The following is an 18,880-nucleotide window of genomic DNA, read 5'->3' as shown; positions in this document are numbered from 1 at the left end:
TCAGAAATGTAACGGTTTCTAACCGGCTGCACCTACAGCGTCTGGAATCACGAGATTCAGGCGGCATTCAGAACAGCAACTCTGGAGTGCTCTCTTGTAAACCCTAATGTCCGATTTGCACCTGTTCATCGGCTCTCTGTGCATTAAAGGTGTTACAGGTTCTCCGTCAACGTTTTGTAACAAATTGAATTTTCATAAGCGTAACATGACCCCAAAGGCGATGTCAATAGGGGTAATGGGGTTGTCACAGCTTGTTCAAAAGCTGTCAGATCAATGTCCTTTTTTTAATTTTGTGTAAAAAAGAACGGGAGCTGAGGTAAGGTTTCATTCGGATATAAGCGATTTTTATTGCGAATAAAATCCCCGGAGCGGACGGCATCTGTAGCATTCAGGAGATCAATAATCTGCTGAACATCAGTCAGGTTTAATTTGCTTGATTGTCCAGAGCTTACCATTTCATCAATTCGGCTTGAAAGGTCCTGAGGCGTATATAGTTTGAACAATTTGCCATTCAATAATGCATTGGATATGTATTCATTCTTCATACTTAAACTCAGCGGGGTCCAATCCTTGAGCGACAAAGGTTTACTAACATCGACCTGCTTAAGCTGAGGATTATCAGCCAAATTCCATTTGATGATGGAATCGTAGTAATCTTTTTGGGCTGACAGAGAGAATTTTTTGGCCTCAACCAAATAAGCATCCTTATTCATTTCGGCTACAAGCTCATAGCTTGGAGTACTGTTGGCTTTTCCCTGGATATTACTCATTGCCTCACTGAACAGTTTCAAGCTTTTCAAATAATTTTGCAGACCTTCCTGCAAGAGCGGAGAAGAATCTGGCATTGACTTATTGCTGAGCTCGTTGTATTTTTCTTTGGCAAGCAAGCCGAGATCCTTGAGAATAGCTGATGCGTCTGAGGAGCGGTTGGTCTCTAGCTCGTTCATTTTTTCAAACCATTTCATGTGAAATTCCCTGTAAGGCTGATAAATGGTATGATAGTAGGACACCAGATACTGTTGATGATAAGCGGAATACCCATTCTGGACTTCTGTTTTTTTGAATAGAAGCTCCTCATACTTGGCTGTGGCACGTTCTTGTCCCATTCGAAGACCGAAGAAAAAAGTTCCTAAAGCTAAAACAAGCATAAAAATAAAGGTTAATGCAAACAAGTAATCATAACGTGACAATCGTTTGTTCATAGCCAAGGACACCTCGTTTATTTTCTAATGATAGTATAGGTGATAATGTCGAAAAAGGGAATAATAGATGAAAAAATTTAATTTTAGGCAATTTAAGTTTCAGAAGCTGGATATTACGACTGTTGATGAACGTACCGTTGTTCTCAATGTTTATATCACGCAGTTTCTCGTATTCGCGGCGGGTTGTATTATCATGCTTTTTCAAAAACCTTGGTTTCAACAAATGTTTTCGCTTAATCAGGGAATGCTTTTGCTAGTATGGGGGGCAGCATTTGCTGTTGTGGTCCTGATCGTTGATGTGTTGATTTCGAATTGGGTACCTCCGGAGGTTACAGATGATGGGGGCATCAATGAGCTTATATTTAAAAATCGACCCTTGTGGCATATTATTGTGCTGTCCTTTGTTGTCGCTTTTTGTGAAGAATGGTTATTCAGGGGGGCGATTCAGGCGTCGTGGGGGCCCTATTGGACCAGTATTTTATTTGCCGCGATTCATATACGGTATCTGCAGCACTGGCTGATGACGGGTCTTGTATTCGGGATCAGCTACGGACTTGGATGGATTTACATACAAACAGGTTCGCTGTGGACGCCGATTATTGCGCATTTTATGATCGATTTGATTATGGGTTGTATCATTCGTTATAGGAGAGAGAAATAATGAGTTCCAGCATAACACCGAACCGGCAAGGCCAAGAGGATACAACACCTCTAACAGAGACAGACGAGGATGAAACGTTTCTGCCCCCTCGAAAAGTAGTACACCCGGCGGAAAGCGACAGATGGCTGCGAATTTTTTACTTGTCATTGTTGTGGGTGTTTATATTGTTAGTCGCCGGTTTATTAGTATGGGGCTGGCAGCGTGTAAAAGGAGAGTCTTAACAAAAAGGTGAACCGATCAGCGATGATGCTGAGGGTTCACCTTTTTGTTAAGCTTATAGTGTTGTATCGATCGTTGCGGGGTCTACGAAGCCATAATTTTTTTGTTCCAGCTGTGTCAGCAGCTTATCCATGGCCTGGACAGTCCATTGCAGCTCGTGCATCAGAATATTGCTGCCTGGCCGCAGCTGCTCAAGCACGTTGCTGACAACCTTGTCAGGATTGTTATTCTTGGTGGTCATTTCCCAGTCCAATGAGCCGTTGGACCATGTCATGAACAGCATATTCTCCTGTTTCACCTTTTCACGGACGAGATCTCCACCTGATCCAAAAGGGGGACGGAAAAATTGGGGCGCCTTTCCGGTCAGCTCCGTAATCTGCTTTTGCACATCCCCGATTTGCTGATCGATCTTGTCTTTATTTTCTTTCTTTAAATCAATATGATCCCAGGAATGGTTACCTATCATATGACCGTGGTCCGTAATGAGCTTGATCAATTCGGGCTTTTGCTTGACACGATATCCATTTACAAAAAATATCGCCTTTGCGTGATGCTTGTCCAATGTCTCAAGCAGAGGTTCCAGCATGTCCTTGTCCTTGGGACCATCATCAAAGGTTAATAAAACAACATTTTTATTGGTCGCGGCAGAATCAATCGGCACAATATCATAGGATTTGGGATTTAATTTGTACAGCTTGGCAGCTGCTTGTGGTACTGCTGCCGCAGGCGGTGTGGAAGGTGTCTGTGGGGCTGGCGCCGTACCTTCTGGTGCTGTTTGTATAGGTTTAGCAGGCTCTGCCGGCGTGGCTGGTGGTGGTGACGGGTTGTCAGCAGGCTTGGGAGTTGTGGGAGCAGGGCTGACGCTGCTGGTCGGCGGATTGGCGGATGCAGCAGGCTGCGTAGTGGACCCGCAAGCTGTGGCTGAAGCCAGCAGTGCTGCTGCCGTGAGGCCCATCAGCGTTTTTTTTATCATGGTGGATGTACTCCTGTTCTATGTGAATTTGGGTGTTTCCTGATTTTATCATGCATGGAACGCTAGTACATAGTCAAAAATAAGTATCGTACCTAAATAGATGGAGGGATAACGATGAGAGTAGGGTCTTTTTTACTTGGCGGACTTGTAGGTGCAGCGGCAGTTGTCTATTTAAGCGGCAGGAGCAGGTCGATGTTGATGTCCTCCTTTAGCAGCAATAACCAGTCTATAGGCAATAACGTAAATAAAAATGGCAGCAGCCATCAGTCTGCCGGTCATAATGCGAACAAATCCGCCAGCACGGAGAGGGCCGGGTTAGGACGCGTTGAGGAAATCATTAACAAAGAGCCTGCTTTGAAGGCAACTGTAGACGAAATTTTGCGCGACAGCAAGCATAAAGAGCAGTATCAGACGCAGTAAAACAGGCTTTATACAAGGGATTGTAAGGCATGAATGGGAATTTTCCTGTTCGTGCCTTTCTTTTTTTATAGCCACAATAGATTTATTGTTATGTTGTGATATAATACTCATATAATTGAATACAAGCTTGAAGCTTATTCACCTTTTTAAGCTTACTTCATAAGCTGTTATTAATAGTGGCGGCAAGGGAGGAATCCTGTATGAAAATGGAGCGTTTGAGTCAGGACAAGATACGGATTTTTCTCACTTTCGACGACTTGACGGAGCGAGGTATTCAAAAGGACGACATGTGGAGAGAAATCCCCAGAGTTCATGAGTTGTTCAGTGACATGATGGATCAAGCATACGCTGAGCTGGGCTTTGACCCTACAGGGCCTTTAGCTGTTGAAGTGCTTGCTCTACCCGCTCAAGGGATGGTCGTCATTGTGACACGCGGCAAGATGGAGTTTCATCATACTTCGGAAACATTTGATGAAGAAGTGGAAGAAATGTATGAGCTTGAAGTGACTCTTGAACAAACGGATCAGATCTCCTATGTGTTTCACGATTTTGAAGATTTGCTGCGTATGGCAAAGGTTATTCAACCCTTGCTCACGGATGGAGGCATTTTATTTTCTTATAAAGAGAAATGGTATTTGCAGCTTGATGCTGTCGATATGGAAGAGAGTGGGTATCAATCCATTATTGCCGTCTTGTCCGAATATGGCGATGCTGCTTCGGTAACCCGATCTGTTCTTGAGGTTTATGGCAAAACGGTGATAGCGGCCGATGCCATCAATGTGCTGTGCACGCATTTCAAATAGGGTCAAAGTTATTAAAGCTGTACGCGGCATTCTCAAAAACAGTATTGTTTTTGTGAGTGCTTTTTTTATTGCTTACAACACAGGAGGGCAACATGTCTATCAACCAAATGGGGACGTCCAAATCAGCCTTGAATCTGGAAGAAATGGTCGTATATTATCAAAAGCAGCTTCGTGAGGATGCGTTATATTATCTTGGCAAAAGAGGAATCGAGCAGGAAACGATTGAACTGTTTCGGATCGGTTTCGATCCTGGCAAAATAGGCTTTTATGTGAGTCCCAATCAGTGGGGGGATTATTTTGAAAACCGGATTATTATTCCTGTGACGAACGCGCAAGAGGTCACTGTTGATTTGATTGGCAGGTCCATCGACCATCGGGAACCGAAATACAAATCTCTGACCGGTGAGGATTTTATGTTCAACGAGGAGATATTGGAGGACACAGAGGACGTCATTTTGTGCAACGGCGTATTTGATGTGTTAAGTCTCGCACAAGCAAGGCTGCCAGGGGTGAGTGTCCCTTATTGGCTTGGATTTAAAGAAACACATGTCGAGCTTTTAAAAGATAAACGTGTATTTATATGCATGGGCAACGATGAATTGGGACGGCGGGAAAGCGTAAAAATTCAATCGATGCTTCAGCAATCGGCCAAGGAAACCTATATCGTCCATTTACCGGAAACGATCCGTGATGTGAATGATTTTTTTGTCCGGGTCCAAAACCCGTTGGAAACGTTCATCGAAATTCTCAATCAAACGATGGAAGATACGATGATGGTACCCGTTGCGCCTGACTCGAATCATATCACGATTTATACCGAGGAATATATGAAACGCTATCGTGGACAAGTCTCGGGCACGCCGAGCGGCATTACCAAGCTGGATGAAGCGTTGTTCGGTGGATTTGGTTGTGGGCTGTATTTGTTGACAGGAGCTGCGTCCATCGGGAAAAGCATGCTGATGAAGCAAATGGCTGACCATATTGCTCTAGATGAGACACCCGTCATTTATGTGTCGTGGGATATGACAGGCTTTGAGCTGTGGGCAAGAAGCATTGCGCGTATTCTTGGCGTGGAGCCGCAGCTTGTGATGAGTGGTAAAATGGATCCGGATCAAATCGGTGCGGCCAATGCTCAGTATATCCCGATCAGCAAAATGCTGTGGACACTGGAATGCACGATGGAAACAACACTGGAAAAGGTGATTGCCTCCATAGGTAAAATTGCAATGGTCGTGGGCAAAATGCCGGTCGTGTTCATCGACCATCTGCAGCGGGTGCCGATAGTAGGCGGAAAATCACTTCCTGTAACAACAGCCGATAGCAATGCAATGATCACCTATGCTTTAAAGCAATGGTCCAAGGAAGCTAATGTGACTGTCATTGCCGCTATGCCTGTGGGTGATACGATTCCGATCTCTATTCCCGAGGGTGTTGAAGCCTCCGCTGATGTGATAATGCTGCTTAAGCCGCAAGGTTTGTCCGATAACGGAGAGGAGCAGCGCATTGATCTCCAGCTTCTGAAAAACAGAAATGGCTCCCTTGTGCAAATTCCGCTCGTGTTCCAGCATCAAAAAGCCTTTTTTTCACAATAACTGTGGTGAATAGGGTGAAGGCTTAAGAAGTGATGGAAAAAAGCTTTGAAAATGTCTATAATATTTATATAGTGAAAAATATCGAAATTCGTTTGTATGCTTTGAAAACTTTTAGGAGGTGGCACCTTGAGCATTGTTTCAGTCATCTTGGCAGCAATTGCGCCGGGTGTCGCTCTGCTTGCTTATTTTTATTTAAAGGATCGATATGATACCGAGCCGATTCATCTCGTTGGCAAGATGTTTTTGTTCGGTATTTTACTTGTATTCCCTGTGATGGTGCTGCAGCGGGCTTTTGTTCATGGCTTTGGCGATGATCCATTGGTGTTTTCCTTTTTGATTTCGGCGGGTGTTGAGGAATTCTTGAAATGGTTTTTGGTTTACTTTCTCATTTTCCGGCATGCGACCTTTGATGAGCCATATGATGGCATTGTATATTCAGTAGCGGTTTCGCTTGGGTTTGCTACGCTTGAGAATGTGTTTTATGCACTGCTGAATTCGGCCTCCATCTCCACGCTGCTGATGCGAGCCTTTCTGCCTGTTTCCGGTCATGCGATGTTTGGCGTTATGATGGGCTACCACCTGGGTAAAGCCAAGTTTAATCCGGAGCAGCGAACAAGGCAGCTGTTCTACTCCTGTTTATTGCCTATATTATGGCATGGAGTTTTTGATTATGTGCTGCTTACCGCGAAAACCTACTGGATCTGGATCATGCTTCCTTTGATGGCCTTCCTGTGGGGACGAAGCCTGTGGAATGTCAAACGAGCCAACGCCAGATCACCGCTTCGTGTGCTTAGGCGGGAAGAACGGGTTGAAATGTAATTTGCTTGTCCATACTTATAACACATAAGACAAGCAGGAGGGAAGGCATGATCACTAAGGATCGAATCAAGGTGTTAATTCGCTGCAACCTGTGCGGTGAGCGGTTTGTATTGAAAGGCAAGCAAGATAAAGGAAAGATTGACACAGGCTTCAAGCAATGTTTGTGCAGCAACGAAAAAGATTTTTTCATAGAAACCCGTTGTTTTTGAACATCCTCTTCAAGAAGCCTTGACAGGCTTTTTTTTTATGCATGAATAAGACCGCTTCCTTCGACAAAAGCTAAAACCAATATTGGGTGATGAAGGGGGATTTGCTACCATGTACAGCCGTTTAAGCATTGTTATGTTTCCGATTTTGCTAGTCGTCCTGATTGGTGCCGGAATGTGGGGATATCTGGAGCATCAGGAGAAAAATGCGATTTTAATCAAGGCCGAGAATCAGTATCAGCGAGCGTTTCACGATCTTTCGTTTCATGTGGATAGCCTGCATACTGAGCTTGGCAACACCTTAGCCTTAAACACGGCTTCACAGGATTCTTATAAAAAAGGTCTGATCAATGTATGGCGAATTACGAGTGAAGCTCAAAATGAGATTAATCAGCTGCCTTTGACACTGCTTCCTTTTAACAAAACAGAGGAATTTTTGGCCAACATGGCTAATTTCTCTTATCGCGCAGCTTTACGCGACCTCGGGAAGCAGCCGCTCAATGAACAGGAAATGCAAACGTTGAATGCTCTTTACCAGCATGCCAATGAAATATCTACGGATCTCCGCGGTATGCAAAGTAAGGTTCTGGCGAATAATCTGCGTTGGATGGACGTTGAAACAGCGCTGGCTACACAAAAGGAGCCACTCGATAACGCGATTATTGACGGGTTTCAATCCGTAGATAAAAAAGTCGCAGACTATGCGGATGTCAAGTGGAGTCCTTCCGTCATGAGCACGTATCAAGCCTATGATGCGAAAATGCTGACAGGCAATGATGTTTCTGCAGAGGACGTGCGGCAAAAGGCGGCGAAGTTCTTGAATATCGCTGATCCATCCGCAGTTAAGGTCGTCGAGAATGGAGTCGGCACCGAGTTTGAATCATACAGCGTCACTGCACCCAAAGATAACATACCGGATGGTACACAAATGGATTACAGCCATAAGGGTGGAGAGCTTCTATGGTATTCGGCTGCCAGAGATGTGCCGGATAAGAAGCTTGATATAAGAGGCGCCCGTGATGCGGCTGCCGAATTTCTCGATACACATGGTTACTCCAATATGACGGCCGTTTCCTATGATGAATATAATAATGTGGCTAATGTAACATTTGCGAGCCGTATGAATGACGTCATCAATTTTATTGATAAGGTTGCTGTTAAGGTAGCTTTGGATAATGGCGATGTGACAGGACTTCAGGCTGCTGATTATGTATATAATCATAAAGAGCGGCAGATGAAGTCGCCTAAGATTACCACCGAAGAGGCTCGCAAGGTATTGAATTCGCAAATGCAGGTGGATCGTCAAGCATTAGCCTTGATTCGCAATGATCTGCAGGAGGAAGTGCTGTGTCACGAGTTTACCGGACGCATTAACGGTGGCGTGTATCGTATTTATATTAACGCAGAGACAGGCGTTGAGGAAAAAGTTGAACATTTACGCAAGGAAGAACAGGCTGCAAGTCAAGTCTAATTTATAATATTTAGGGAGAGTCTTCGACAAGACTCTTCTTTTTTTGCTTCCCATCTGTTATTCGCATGTTATAATAAAGGATAGACTCCAGAAATGAAATTCTGGTTGAGATCAAATTGCGGGGGGTGCACATATTGCTTCCAAAGGTGAACCATATTTTACATATACAAATTAATTCAATCGACGAGGATGAAGCAAAACAGGAATATAAATCCCGGATTGCTGATCAGGATGACAATTCGATATTTATGGAAATCCCGATAAATGAGAAAACAGGTCGTTTGAAGAAGCTTTATATCGGTGATGAATTATCGGCTTATTTTATATTGGATGGCGGTGTGAAAAACTATTTTACAACCTCTGTACTGGGTTTTACCGATGATGTGATCCGTCTCGTGCAGATTCGCAAGCCGGCACCCGAATCCATTACCAAAATTCAGCGTCGCAGCTTCCTTCGTGTACCGGCGGAGCTCGAAATGGCAGTGAAATATTCCGATCAATTACAGTTTATTGCGGTTACCGATGATGTGGGCGGGGGCGGCATTTCATTTTTGTGTGACGGCTATATTCCGCTTGCTGCACAACAAATGGTCAGCTGTTGGCTGCTGGCTAACTACAAAAATGGACAAATTGAACACATTCCCTTCAAGGGGGAGATGGTTCGGATCAAAATGCTCGAATCAGGCAGACAACAGGTTATGATGCGGTTTGCCGAAATAACCGACAGAGATCGTCAAAAGATCATCAGATACTGCTTTGAAAGACAGCTGGAATTTCGCAAAATGTGATTATTTCTATGAAAATAGCCCGGGGATGATCCGTACCCCGCATGCGATTTAACAACTGTAAATCAGCAGAAAGGCTCACCTTTCTGTTAATAAGTATGAGACAGCTTTGCAATCCCACTTTCACCTATGGTATAATTTTCATTGGTTAAAGGCGGGGTCTGTTGTCACATGCATGACTTTTATTTCTGGGAGGCCCTTGTTTTGGAGAAATTTAATATTGCTATAGATGGTCCGGCGGGAGCAGGAAAGAGCACAATTGCCCGACTCGTTGCCAATACATTAGGATTTATTTATGTGGATACGGGGGCTATGTACCGCGCGGTCACCTGGAGTATACTGCAAGCCGGCCTTATACCAGAGCAGGAATCTGAAGTTATTGCTATGACCCGTGAGCTTGACATTCGTCTTGAACCTGGCCCAAGTGGTCAACAGGTCATTGTTAACGGAAGAGATGTGACCTTGGATATCCGTACTGTTCAAGTGACGAGCAATGTCTCGCAAATCGCAAGAATTGCTGAAGTACGTCACATTCTGACAGATAAACAAAAGCTTCTTGCAATTGACAAAGGCGTTGTGATGGATGGCAGAGATATCGGTACTCATGTTCTTCCTGATGCAGAGCTGAAGTTTTTTCTCACGGCAAGTGTCAAAGTAAGAGCTGAGAGAAGATTCAATGAAACCAGTGATCGACCAGAGGTAACACTGGAACAGCTGGAGCAGGAAATTGCTGCTCGTGACCAGATGGATGCGCAAAGAACACATGCTCCATTGATCCAGGCCGCTGACGCTGTATTGCTGGACACGACCGACTTAACCATTCCTCTTGTAGTAGAGCGTATTTTGGAGCTATGCAGAACCAAAGTCGGCGGAGGGAAGTAATATGCTTTATTCTACCTTACGTGCTCTATTTCATTTTATATTCCGTTTGATATTCCGTTTGAAAGTAATTGGAATTGAGAATATTCCTGAGGACAAACCTGTTATCTTATGTGCAAATCATACAAGCAATATGGATCCGCCATTATTGGGGAGTCCGCTTGTCACAAGGCGTGTACATTACATGGCAAAGGCAGAGCTTTTCGATTTGCCGGTATTGGGCTGGGTACTTCCAAGAATTAGTGCGTTTCCTGTAAAACGCGGAGGTGTAAGCAAGGAATCGATTCGCCTATCGCTTCAGCTTTTACAAGACAAACAGATCCTTGGAATTTTTCCGGAAGGATCTCGCAGTAATGCGGGTGGAATAGGGAAGAAGGGTGCGGCAAGCTTGGCACTAAAGTCAGGAGCGGTTGTTATTCCTTCTGCTATAGTGGGTGGCTACAAGCCTTTTCGCAGAATGACGCTTGTGTATGGCAAACCTCTCGATATCAGTGAATTTGCTGAGAGCGGTAGCGCGGGCGTGGAAGAAGCAACAAACCGCATCATGGAAGCCATTCGTGAGCTGGTTAAGAAATACGAATCAAAATGAGAATTAGTGGAATACTTAGAAAAACAATTAACCGCGTAATTTTTGCGTTGGTAAATTATATTAGAAAGCAGCAATTGTAACTAATTTATTTGGTTGAGGTTGCTAACATAGGAGGAATTGAACCATGTCCGAAGAAACTAAAGCAGAAATTCAAGTAGAACAATCCACACAAGAGCAAGAGCTTTCCCAAGAGGAATCTATGGGTAACGTATCCATTCTCAAAAAAGGCGACACTGTAAAAGGTAAAGTCATTAAAATTGAGGATGACCAAGCTTTCGTTGATGTAGGCTACAAGTATGATGGTGTTGTACATATTAAGGAGCTTTCTTCTGTACAACTTGGCAGTGCAAGTGAAGGTGTTGAAGTGGGTCAGGAAGTTGAGTTGAAAGTTCTGACTATTGATGACAACAAGGAAAAGCTTGTACTTTCCAAACGCGTAGTAGACAGCGAAAAAGCTTGGGATCAGCTTCAGGCTGATCTTGACAACAAAACCATTCTGGAAGCAAAAGTAGCCGAAGTTGTAAAAGGCGGACTTGTTGTTGATGTTGGTTTGAGAGGTTTTGTTCCTGCTTCTATGGTTGAACGTAATTTCGTTGAAGATTTCAGCGATTACAAAGGACGCACTTTGAAGCTACGTGTTAAAGAAATCGATCGTGAGAAAAACAAAGTTATCCTTTCACAAAAAGACGTTCTGGATGAAGAGTTTGAAGCGAAAAAGAAAGAAATTATCGGTCAACTATCGGTAGGTCAAGAGCTGACGGGAACTGTTCAACGTCTAACGCAATTTGGCGCGTTTGTTGATATCGGTGGTATTGATGGATTGGTGCATATTTCCGAAATGGCATGGCACCATGTTGAAACACCTTCGGAAGTTGTAAAAGAAGGTGATCAGGTAAAAGTGCAAATTCTGAAGCTGGACCCTGCTAATGAGCGGATCAGCCTAAGCATTAAAGCAACTCAACCGGGACCATGGCAGCAAGGAACCAGCAGCTTTAACGTTGGTGATATCATCACAGGAACTGTTAAGCGTCTGGCTCAATTCGGTGCATTTGTAGAAGTGGCTCCAGGTGTTGAAGGTTTGGTGCATATTTCCCAAATCGCTCATCGTCACGTAGCTACTCCGGCTGAAGTATTGAAGGAAGGTCAAGAGGTTCAAGTGAAAATTTTGGATCTTAACCTGGATGAGAAACGTATCAGCTTGAGCATTAAGGAAACTGAAGAAGCTCCTGCTTCAGCGGCTCCTGCTGCAAGAAACGATAAAGGTGGAGACAGAGGGGACAGACCTTCTAGAGCACCAAGAGAAAAAACAGTTATTGCTGAGGAATACCAAAACCAAGGCTTGAACACAACTTTGGGCGAGCTTCTTGGTGAAAAATTAAGCAAATTTAAATAATGGATTGAAATGAGGAGTCACGTTGCGTATTCCGAGAAAGTTGGAGCATGTACATCATGCGCTGAAGCTTGGGCAGAGTGGAGAACAAGGCTTCTCTGACCTTAAGCTGATCCATAACTGTCTCCCGGAAACCTCATTAAGACAAATCTCGTTACAAACCCAGATCGGCGAACTCAAACTGAGTTCGCCGATTATTGTTAATGCGATGACGGGTGGGGCCCAAGAGACGGAAGAAATTAATCGAGAATTAGCAGTTGCAGCTCGGGAATGCGGGTTGGCTATGGCTGTTGGTTCTCAAATGTCGGCAATTAAAAACGCTGAGGTATCCTCAAGCTATCAGATCGTAAGGCAAGTGAATCCGAATGGAATCATTTTTGGTAATCTGGGTAGTGAAGCCACGCTTGATCAAGCTGAGAGAGCCGTAGACATGCTTCAGGCTGATGCGCTTCAGATTCATTTGAACGTCATGCAGGAGCTCATTATGCCCGAAGGTGATCGTGATTTTACAGGGATGCTGGAAAGAATCTCGACTGTTGTTGAGAGGCTGCACGTACCGGTGATCGTGAAGGAAGTTGGCTTTGGAATGGCCCGCGAAAGCGCTTATGCTTTACTGGAGGCAGGCGTGAGTACAATCGATGTGGGTGGTTATGGTGGCACCAATTTTGCAGCTATTGAGAATGCACGGCGAAACGTGCAAATGGATTGGCTCAATGACTGGGGATGCAAAACCACTATAACGTTATTAGAAGTAATCGAGGCTGTCCAAATCATAAGAGCACATTTCGCTCCTCATCAAAAGCTGTCCATTATTGGCTCTGGGGGTATCAGGGGAAGCTTGGAAGCCTGCAAAGCCCTCTCCTTGGGTGCCTCAGCTGTGGGGATTGCAGGGGCCTTTTTGCACATACAGCGAACCGAGGGGACGGCTGCTTTGATAACCAGAATGGATGATATGCATCAGGAGTTAAAGCTGTTAATGACAGCTTTGGGCGCTGGCACCATAGAAGATCTATGGAACGTCCCCCTTGTTATTAGGGGCGAAACTGCAGAGTGGTGCGCAGCAAGAAATATTGATATCAAAAGCTACGCAAGTCGAGCGGGATTGATAAATAACCCTGTAATTAGCCATACTAAGGTCAAGTAAGCGTTAGGTCTATCCTTACACTGCTTACGAAGTTAACTTTACTATGTAAAGTCTTAGGTGGGTGCCAATGAATCCTGGGTATTTATCATGGTTGCTTATGATCATCACGATCATTTTGTTTGTCAGCGGCTGGAAAGATTTTTTGCTGAGAGGTATAACTTCAAGAGTGATACTTCTTTTTTTTGTTTTGTGGATCATCGGGAACTGCTTCGTCATCTCGCTGCCGTTCGGAACCTTGGCTGTTTGGGTTCCTGTTCTGTTGATCATGGTAATGTGTATTTTGTGGAGGCTGCCGGGAGCGATATATCATAAGCTTCATCTTATATCGGTGGGGGCCTTGATGGGGTCATTATCGTTTTTCATGCAGGAAACGGTACAACTGATGCCTGCTACCATATATGGAAACTTGGAGCTTGCTATGGCGCTGGCGATCGGAGTATTGGCGGTTATTACGATCAAGCTCCCATCTGCGCAAATAGCAGCTATCTCAATCGGTTTGCTGCTTGGTGAGGGGTATATGATGTACATCAACAAAGGGCAAGGCGGTATGGAGTTGGGTTCCTTGCGTTTGCAGGACCGTTGGTGGTTAACTCTATTTGTGACTAGAAGCTTATCCATTGGACTGATGTATGCGTTTCTGGCCGGTAAGCACGGTATTATCCGTATGACAAACGTAATTAAGGCAGGAGTCAAAAAAATAAATAATAAAAATGATTAGCAGCGCCTTTCCATTTACATTGATTTCGTATAAGTCAAATGTTATGATGTAAGTTGTGGAATTTTTCGAGTTGCGAAATTTTGCTTCACCCAAGAAAGGAATGAAGTTTAGTGGCGAGACCTATAGTAGCCATTGTTGGCCGACCGAATGTCGGGAAATCGACGATTTTTAACCGTATCGTTGGCGACAGGCTTGCAATTGTAGAGGATATGCCCGGAGTTACCCGGGATCGTTTGTATGGAGTGGGAGAATGGCTGGATCACAATTTCAGTGTCATTGATACCGGCGGTATTGAGATAGATGGGGATAGCGAGCTGTTAAAATCGGTTCGTGCCCAGGCGGAGCTCGCTATCGAGGAATCTGATGTTATTGTTTTTATGGTTGATGGCAAAGCGGGGATTACTGCGGCGGATTCTGAGGTGGCAGAGCTTTTATTTCGTGCCAAAAAGCCCATAGTGCTTGCCGTTAACAAAATCGATAATATCAAGCGTCAGGATGATATTTACGAGTTTTACAGCTTAGGCTTCGGAACTCCATATGGGATATCTGGTTCTCACGGTACCGGGCTTGGAGATTTATTGGATGCGGTTGTTGAAAACTTTCCGGAGGATAATGAAGAGGAATATGGGGAGGATGTTATTCGGGTTGCGCTCATAGGCCGGCCGAATGTAGGCAAATCCTCACTTGTCAATGCGATTCTTGGCGAGGATCGGGTTATCGTCAGTGATGTTGCGGGTACAACTCGTGATGCAATTGATACCCCTTTTGAACGGGATGGACAAAAATATGTCATCATCGATACAGCAGGGATGCGTAAACGCGGTAAGGTATACGAAAACACGGAAAAGTACAGTGTTATGCGGGCGATGAAAGCCATTGAACGGGCTGATGTAGCACTTGTGCTGATCAATGGTGAAGAAGGCATTATCGAGCAGGACAAGCATGTAGCCGGTTACGCGCATGAAGCGGGTAAAGCAGCTATATTCGTTGTTAACAAATGGGATATGGTAGAGAAAGACGAGAAAACGATGAAGGAATTTACTCAAAAGATTCGTGATCATTTTCTGTTCATGACCTATGCGCCAATTGTGTTTCTTTCTGCCAAAACCAAATCGCGGTTACATAAGCTGCTCCCTGTTGTTGTTCAGGTAGCTGAACAGCATGCACTTCGCATTCAAACACACATTTTGAACGATGTGATATCGGACGCAGTAGCTATTAACCCTCCACCAACCGATAAAGGTAAAAGATTAAGAATTAACTACGCAACCCAGGTATCTGTGAAACCGCCGACAATTATTGTGTTTGTCAACGAACCGGAAATGATGCATTTCTCGTACGAGCGTTACCTGGAAAATAAAATTCGTGCTGCTTTTGGATTTGTTGGAACACCAATGAGGTTGTTTTCGCGGAAAAAATCAGATGATGAATAGGGGCGGTGCGTGGTGTGGTATGTCATACCCATCCTGATCGGATATTTGCTCGGTTCGATCAGTTTTAGCTTGTTGGCAGGAAAGCTGCTCAAAGGGATTGATATCCGAAATCATGGCAGCGGTAATGCGGGAGCAACAAATACGTTACGGGTTCTGGGTGTAGGACCTGGGGTTACGGTACTGTTACTGGATGCTTTAAAGGGAGTTATTGCCGTCATGCTCGGAAGCTGGTTGGGTGACGGCAGCTCGTTATTATTGGTGTTATGTGGTGTCGCTGCTATCGCTGGGCACAACTGGCCGATATTTTATGGTTTTCGAGGAGGCAAAGGGATTGCCACCACGATTGGTGTGATGATCACGCTTGCTTTTGTTCCTGTCTTAATTGCTGGTGTAGCCGCTATACTAATTATTGCGATTACTCGATATGTTTCCTTGGGGTCCCTGATTCTTACCGCACTCTTACCTATCCTTACTTGGTCAATGGGCTTCCCTATGGAAATATTCATCGTGAGCTTAATCTTGTTCGTATTTGCTTGGTATCGTCATCGCAGCAACATCGTGAAGCTCCTCAATGGAAAAGAAAATAAGCTGGGTGCAAAAAAATAATCGGAGGTGGGCTCATGCCTCGAAAAGTATCTGTGCTTGTAGCTGGAAGCTGGGGAACTGCCATTGCCTCCGTGCTGGCGGAAAACCAGCTCGATGTTACTTTATGGTCGCGTAATGAAGAGCAGGTAATGGAAATTAATCAGGAGCATCGTAATCACCGGTTTCTAGGGGATACGGTGCTGTCTGATCGGATTCGCGCAACGACCTCGATGGAAGAAGCATTATTTCAGGCAGATGCCGTATTCGTTGTTGCTCCTTCCTCTGCGGTGCGGAGTGTGGCTTCACAAATGAGGGCGTTCTTGTCACAAGAAACGCTTCTTATTCATGCGACCAAAGGCTTCGAGGCAGACAGTCTGAAAAGGATGAGCACTGTATTGGCTGATGAGCTGCCCGATTATGATGCGACTTCAATCGTTGTATTGTCCGGTCCGAGTCACGCTGAGGAAGTCATTAAACAATGTCCGACAACGGTCGTAGTCGCTTCAGAAAGCCCCCTTGCTGCTGAAGCTGCCCAGGATCTATTAATCAATTCTTATTTTCGTGTTTACACAAATCCCGACGTTGTTGGCGTGGAAGTGAGCGGCGCTTTAAAAAATATTATTGCTTTGGGTGCCGGTTTGACTGACGGTCTGGATTTTGGCGATAATGCGAAGGCTGCTTTGCTGACCCGCGGGTTAGCTGAAATATCCCGGCTTGGAACGTCAATGGGGGGGAATCCTCTCACGTTTGCCGGTTTGGCAGGAATCGGTGATCTGGTTGTAACCTGCACGAGCAAGCACAGCCGTAACTGGCGCGCTGGATATTTGTTGGCTCAAGGTAAACCGCTCCCTGAGGTATTGCAGGAAATGGGAATGGTTGTAGAAGGCGTCAAAACGACGCAGGCTGCGTATAAGCTATCCCGACAGTACGAGGTTACGATGCCGATTGCCGAACAGCTGTATGAAGTGTTGTTTAATGGCAAAGAGCCGATAGCGGCCGCGGACGACCTGATGGGCCGTGGACGTAAAGATGAGATCCATACAGACAAGCCTTTATAAACAATCTGGAACCCTTTAGACAGCCGCCTACACGGTTGTTATCCCTCCTTCATAAAATACTTCAGTAGGATTAAGAACAACCTACCAAGCTGCTTTGCTATACAATCTCAGAGGAAGCTCGCGAAGTAAGCATGTCTGGGGATAGCTCAGCGATTGCTTGCGAAGCTGGCTTTCCGCATGAGAAGTTAAGCTGGCAATTGCTTACGAAGTCAGCCTCCCTGATGGGAAGCTTTACGTATGCTTACGAAGATAGCTTCCCCAAAGGAAAGCTTGTAGGAGGGATAAAATGGCTAAGGATGTATCCAAGGATGTACTCAACGCTGTCAAGAAAAAAACCGGTAAGAGTGTCAGCGAGAAGGACATTCATAAACTCGCCAGCGGAGTTAAGCCTTCTACTCTGCAAAGCGATGCACAATTGAAGCAGCTCATTAAGCAGGTATCCGGACTTGTAAATGTACCTGTTTCGGAGGCAACGGTTAATGAATTGATTCATGCTATTAAAAGCAGCAAGATGAGTGCAAGCAACATGGAACAAATGGTGAAAATGATTTCCAAAAAGTAATCACTTTCGGCACGAGCCATTCCTTATCGTTGGGGAATGGCTCGTGCTTTTTGTATGAGATGAATAATATATAGTCCCAGGCATTCTGTCACATAGGCTTCACGGCTTGAAGTCACGTTGCCATGTGAATTATGGTATAATAGGGCATGTTTAGGCCTATTTGATTTATATAAGGAGCAGCGAATAAATGAGTCCAATGGATAAAATGTGGGCATCGTTCGTGGCCATCGGGTTGATGGCAGGAGCGTCCTTCTTGATTTCATACGCAAGAAACCGTACAAAGGGTGTTATACGGATTATTCTGTCTATCATTGCTTTTCTGATGTTTGTACCCATTTTGCTGTATATGGTAGTGTCTATTTTGTAAATGGAGGATTAAACTCGTTATGGTTTTACTTTACGGACGTAAGATACAAAAGCATGTAGAAGGGGAAAGCGGATTGACCGTGCTGGACCTGGCTCTCAAACATGAAGTGGATTGGGGGTTTGCCTGTACTCGAGGAACCTGTGCACGCTGCCGGTGTCTGGTAACAGAAGGACGGGAGCATCTTAAAGAAGTGACGGATGCGGAATGGGATCGTTTGGAGCCGGAGGAATTGGAGGCAGGATACCGTCTTGCTTGTCAGGCAGTTATAAAAGAGGATGCACCTGTAACGATAACGCACAAACCTTATTTTTGAACAAAAGGTCCTGATCTCCAGATACAGGAATGACAAGTTTTGCAGGGGGGAGTACAGATGTACGCATGGGAAACGCTGGCAGGACCGCTCAGAACGATTCAGAGCTGCTTACGGGAGGTTGAGGCGCTGTGGCTTGTAGGTGGCAGCTGTGGGCTGCTGCTGCAGGGTGTTGCTTTAACCGCTGCTCCTCGTGATCTGGACCTGTATGTTGATGCTGAGGGAGCACAGGAGCTTCATCAAGCTTTGTCCGACTATGCTACAGATTCCCAGGTTGAAGACCGTTCCTCCATCTATCGCTCTATTCTGAGTCATTACAGGATTGAAGGGACCAAGGTTGAACTCGTAGGAGGATTTGAAGTTACGAGTAAGGATAGCTTATACAAAGTGGAAGTGGACTATTTACACAAGAATTACAGTCCGATAATTCACTTACCCGGCGAGGTTTCCACTAAAGATTGTTTGGAAACACTGCATTTAATGCCTCTGGAGCATGAGCTTATATTCAATGTTCTTCGCAATCGTCCGGATCGCTATAACGCTATCGCGGAGGTTATGAAAAGCCGACGACCTACATGGAGTCAGGCTATGGAGGCTTTGATAGAGCGCAATACCTGCAGTGAAACCCTCATACAGGAGCTCCAAAGACTTCTGCTAGTGTGAATCGATGAGGTAGGATTAAGGAGTGAAGATG

23 protein-coding genes and 1 other annotated feature (1 of these 24 cut by a window edge) are annotated in these 18,880 nt (G+C 44.9%); of the genes, 21 read left to right on the top strand and 2 right to left on the bottom strand.

The window, feature by feature from the left end:
- Positions 1 to 179, bottom strand: a binding site (T-box leader) (it extends 81 nt beyond the left edge of the window).
- 105 nt (positions 180 to 284) lie between these two features.
- Positions 285 to 1,202, bottom strand: coding sequence for a hypothetical protein (locus LRL21_RS01090; RefSeq protein WP_240413905.1), 918 nt, complete (start codon positions 1,200 to 1,202; stop codon positions 285 to 287).
- Positions 1,203 to 1,269: 67 nt separating this feature from the next.
- Between LRL21_RS01090 and LRL21_RS01085 the strand changes: the two genes are divergently transcribed.
- Positions 1,270 to 1,863 carry a CPBP family intramembrane glutamic endopeptidase gene (locus LRL21_RS01085; protein WP_240413904.1) on the top strand — a complete coding sequence of 198 codons (594 nt, stop codon included), beginning with the start codon at positions 1,270 to 1,272 and terminating at the stop codon, positions 1,861 to 1,863.
- Positions 1,863 to 2,084 carry a hypothetical protein gene (locus LRL21_RS01080; protein ID WP_240413903.1) on the top strand — a complete coding sequence of 74 codons (222 nt, stop codon included), beginning with the start codon at positions 1,863 to 1,865 and terminating at the stop codon, positions 2,082 to 2,084. The genes LRL21_RS01085 and LRL21_RS01080 overlap by 1 nt, the downstream gene beginning before the upstream one ends.
- Before the next feature lie 53 nt (positions 2,085 to 2,137).
- On the opposite strand, the gene LRL21_RS01075 is transcribed toward LRL21_RS01080, so the two are convergent.
- Positions 2,138 to 3,055: a polysaccharide deacetylase family protein gene (locus LRL21_RS01075; protein WP_240413902.1), complete on the bottom strand. Its 918-nt coding sequence runs from the start codon at positions 3,053 to 3,055 to the stop codon at positions 2,138 to 2,140.
- Positions 3,056 to 3,169: 114 nt separating this feature from the next.
- Here LRL21_RS01075 and LRL21_RS01070 point away from each other — a divergent pair, with 114 nt between their 5' ends.
- The 19 genes from LRL21_RS01070 to LRL21_RS00980 all read left to right on the top strand — a co-directional run bounded on the left by LRL21_RS01070 (position 3,170) and on the right by LRL21_RS00980 (position 18,849).
- Positions 3,170 to 3,475, top strand: a complete 306-nt coding sequence (locus tag LRL21_RS01070) for a hypothetical protein (RefSeq protein ID WP_240413901.1) — start codon at positions 3,170 to 3,172, stop codon at positions 3,473 to 3,475.
- Positions 3,476 to 3,675: 200 nt separating this feature from the next.
- Positions 3,676 to 4,278, top strand: coding sequence for a genetic competence negative regulator (locus LRL21_RS01065; RefSeq protein WP_240413900.1), 603 nt, complete (start codon positions 3,676 to 3,678; stop codon positions 4,276 to 4,278).
- A 92-nt stretch (positions 4,279 to 4,370) separates the two neighbouring features.
- Positions 4,371 to 5,870 (top strand): DnaB-like helicase C-terminal domain-containing protein, encoded by a 1,500-nt coding sequence (locus LRL21_RS01060; RefSeq protein ID WP_240413899.1) that lies wholly within the window; start codon positions 4,371 to 4,373, stop codon positions 5,868 to 5,870.
- A 126-nt stretch (positions 5,871 to 5,996) separates the two neighbouring features.
- Entirely contained in the window at positions 5,997 to 6,689 is a 693-nt protein-coding gene (gene prsW / locus LRL21_RS01055; RefSeq protein ID WP_240413898.1) for a glutamic-type intramembrane protease PrsW, read from the top strand.
- Between the two features lie 47 nt (positions 6,690 to 6,736).
- Entirely contained in the window at positions 6,737 to 6,898 is a 162-nt protein-coding gene (locus LRL21_RS01050; RefSeq protein WP_179097343.1) for a hypothetical protein, read from the top strand.
- Between the two features lie 109 nt (positions 6,899 to 7,007).
- Positions 7,008 to 8,366, top strand: a complete 1,359-nt coding sequence (gene ypeB, locus LRL21_RS01045; protein ID WP_240413897.1) for a germination protein YpeB — start codon at positions 7,008 to 7,010, stop codon at positions 8,364 to 8,366.
- 134 nt (positions 8,367 to 8,500) lie between these two features.
- The gene (locus LRL21_RS01040) at positions 8,501 to 9,154 is read left to right on the top strand and encodes a flagellar brake protein (RefSeq protein ID WP_240413896.1); all 654 of its coding nucleotides are present in this window, start codon (positions 8,501 to 8,503) and stop codon (positions 9,152 to 9,154) included.
- A gap of 201 nt (positions 9,155 to 9,355) precedes the next feature.
- Positions 9,356 to 10,033 carry a (d)CMP kinase gene (cmk, locus tag LRL21_RS01035; RefSeq protein ID WP_240413895.1) on the top strand — a complete coding sequence of 226 codons (678 nt, stop codon included), beginning with the start codon at positions 9,356 to 9,358 and terminating at the stop codon, positions 10,031 to 10,033.
- Position 10,034: 1 nt separating this feature from the next.
- Complete coding sequence (locus LRL21_RS01030; protein ID WP_240413894.1) at positions 10,035 to 10,619, top strand: lysophospholipid acyltransferase family protein; 585 nt, start codon at positions 10,035 to 10,037, stop codon at positions 10,617 to 10,619.
- A 124-nt stretch (positions 10,620 to 10,743) separates the two neighbouring features.
- Positions 10,744 to 12,012 (top strand): 30S ribosomal protein S1, encoded by a 1,269-nt coding sequence (rpsA, locus tag LRL21_RS01025; protein ID WP_240413893.1) that lies wholly within the window; start codon positions 10,744 to 10,746, stop codon positions 12,010 to 12,012.
- Between the two features lie 22 nt (positions 12,013 to 12,034).
- Positions 12,035 to 13,153, top strand: coding sequence for a type 2 isopentenyl-diphosphate Delta-isomerase (fni, locus tag LRL21_RS01020; RefSeq protein ID WP_240413892.1), 1,119 nt, complete (start codon positions 12,035 to 12,037; stop codon positions 13,151 to 13,153).
- A 67-nt stretch (positions 13,154 to 13,220) separates the two neighbouring features.
- Positions 13,221 to 13,871, top strand: a complete 651-nt coding sequence (locus LRL21_RS01015; RefSeq protein WP_240413891.1) for a hypothetical protein — start codon at positions 13,221 to 13,223, stop codon at positions 13,869 to 13,871.
- 110 nt (positions 13,872 to 13,981) lie between these two features.
- On the top strand, positions 13,982 to 15,304 hold the full coding sequence (gene der, locus LRL21_RS01010) for a ribosome biogenesis GTPase Der (protein ID WP_240413890.1): 1,323 nt from the start codon (positions 13,982 to 13,984) through the stop codon (positions 15,302 to 15,304).
- Between the two features lie 9 nt (positions 15,305 to 15,313).
- Complete coding sequence (gene plsY / locus LRL21_RS01005) at positions 15,314 to 15,910, top strand: glycerol-3-phosphate 1-O-acyltransferase PlsY (protein WP_240413889.1); 597 nt, start codon at positions 15,314 to 15,316, stop codon at positions 15,908 to 15,910.
- 14 nt (positions 15,911 to 15,924) lie between these two features.
- Positions 15,925 to 16,947 carry an NAD(P)H-dependent glycerol-3-phosphate dehydrogenase gene (locus tag LRL21_RS01000; RefSeq protein ID WP_240413888.1) on the top strand — a complete coding sequence of 341 codons (1,023 nt, stop codon included), beginning with the start codon at positions 15,925 to 15,927 and terminating at the stop codon, positions 16,945 to 16,947.
- A gap of 286 nt (positions 16,948 to 17,233) precedes the next feature.
- Entirely contained in the window at positions 17,234 to 17,509 is a 276-nt protein-coding gene (locus LRL21_RS00995; RefSeq protein ID WP_240413887.1) for a stage VI sporulation protein F, read from the top strand.
- A gap of 187 nt (positions 17,510 to 17,696) precedes the next feature.
- A complete protein-coding gene (locus LRL21_RS00990) occupies positions 17,697 to 17,876 on the top strand; it encodes a DUF2768 family protein (protein ID WP_240413886.1) in 180 nt (59 codons plus the stop codon).
- A 19-nt stretch (positions 17,877 to 17,895) separates the two neighbouring features.
- A complete protein-coding gene (locus LRL21_RS00985; RefSeq protein WP_240413885.1) occupies positions 17,896 to 18,189 on the top strand; it encodes a 2Fe-2S iron-sulfur cluster-binding protein in 294 nt (97 codons plus the stop codon).
- Positions 18,190 to 18,246: 57 nt separating this feature from the next.
- Entirely contained in the window at positions 18,247 to 18,849 is a 603-nt protein-coding gene (locus LRL21_RS00980; RefSeq protein ID WP_240413884.1) for a nucleotidyltransferase domain-containing protein, read from the top strand.
- Positions 18,850 to 18,880 lie beyond the last annotated feature (31 nt).

Source organism: Paenibacillus periandrae (assembly GCF_022458865.1).
Classification (GTDB): domain Bacteria; phylum Bacillota; class Bacilli; order Paenibacillales; family NBRC-103111; genus Paenibacillus_S; species Paenibacillus_S periandrae.
This window is presented reverse-complemented; position numbering and strand designations above follow the sequence as displayed.

Coding starts and splice junctions, on each gene's coding strand:
- LRL21_RS01090 (WP_240413905.1), bottom strand. CDS start 1,202: ATGAACAAACGATTGTCACGTTATGATTACTTGTTTGCATTAACCTTT.
- LRL21_RS01085 (WP_240413904.1), top strand. CDS start 1,270: ATGAAAAAATTTAATTTTAGGCAATTTAAGTTTCAGAAGCTGGATATT.
- LRL21_RS01080 (WP_240413903.1), top strand. CDS start 1,863: ATGAGTTCCAGCATAACACCGAACCGGCAAGGCCAAGAGGATACAACA.
- LRL21_RS01075 (WP_240413902.1), bottom strand. CDS start 3,055: ATGATAAAAAAAACGCTGATGGGCCTCACGGCAGCAGCACTGCTGGCT.
- LRL21_RS01070 (WP_240413901.1), top strand. CDS start 3,170: ATGAGAGTAGGGTCTTTTTTACTTGGCGGACTTGTAGGTGCAGCGGCA.
- LRL21_RS01065 (WP_240413900.1), top strand. CDS start 3,676: ATGAAAATGGAGCGTTTGAGTCAGGACAAGATACGGATTTTTCTCACT.
- LRL21_RS01060 (WP_240413899.1), top strand. CDS start 4,371: ATGTCTATCAACCAAATGGGGACGTCCAAATCAGCCTTGAATCTGGAA.
- LRL21_RS01050 (WP_179097343.1), top strand. CDS start 6,737: ATGATCACTAAGGATCGAATCAAGGTGTTAATTCGCTGCAACCTGTGC.
- ypeB (WP_240413897.1), top strand. CDS start 7,008: ATGTACAGCCGTTTAAGCATTGTTATGTTTCCGATTTTGCTAGTCGTC.
- LRL21_RS01030 (WP_240413894.1), top strand. CDS start 10,035: ATGCTTTATTCTACCTTACGTGCTCTATTTCATTTTATATTCCGTTTG.
- rpsA (WP_240413893.1), top strand. CDS start 10,744: ATGTCCGAAGAAACTAAAGCAGAAATTCAAGTAGAACAATCCACACAA.
- LRL21_RS01015 (WP_240413891.1), top strand. CDS start 13,221: ATGAATCCTGGGTATTTATCATGGTTGCTTATGATCATCACGATCATT.
- LRL21_RS01000 (WP_240413888.1), top strand. CDS start 15,925: ATGCCTCGAAAAGTATCTGTGCTTGTAGCTGGAAGCTGGGGAACTGCC.
- LRL21_RS00995 (WP_240413887.1), top strand. CDS start 17,234: ATGGCTAAGGATGTATCCAAGGATGTACTCAACGCTGTCAAGAAAAAA.
- LRL21_RS00990 (WP_240413886.1), top strand. CDS start 17,697: ATGAGTCCAATGGATAAAATGTGGGCATCGTTCGTGGCCATCGGGTTG.
- LRL21_RS00985 (WP_240413885.1), top strand. CDS start 17,896: ATGGTTTTACTTTACGGACGTAAGATACAAAAGCATGTAGAAGGGGAA.
- LRL21_RS00980 (WP_240413884.1), top strand. CDS start 18,247: ATGTACGCATGGGAAACGCTGGCAGGACCGCTCAGAACGATTCAGAGC.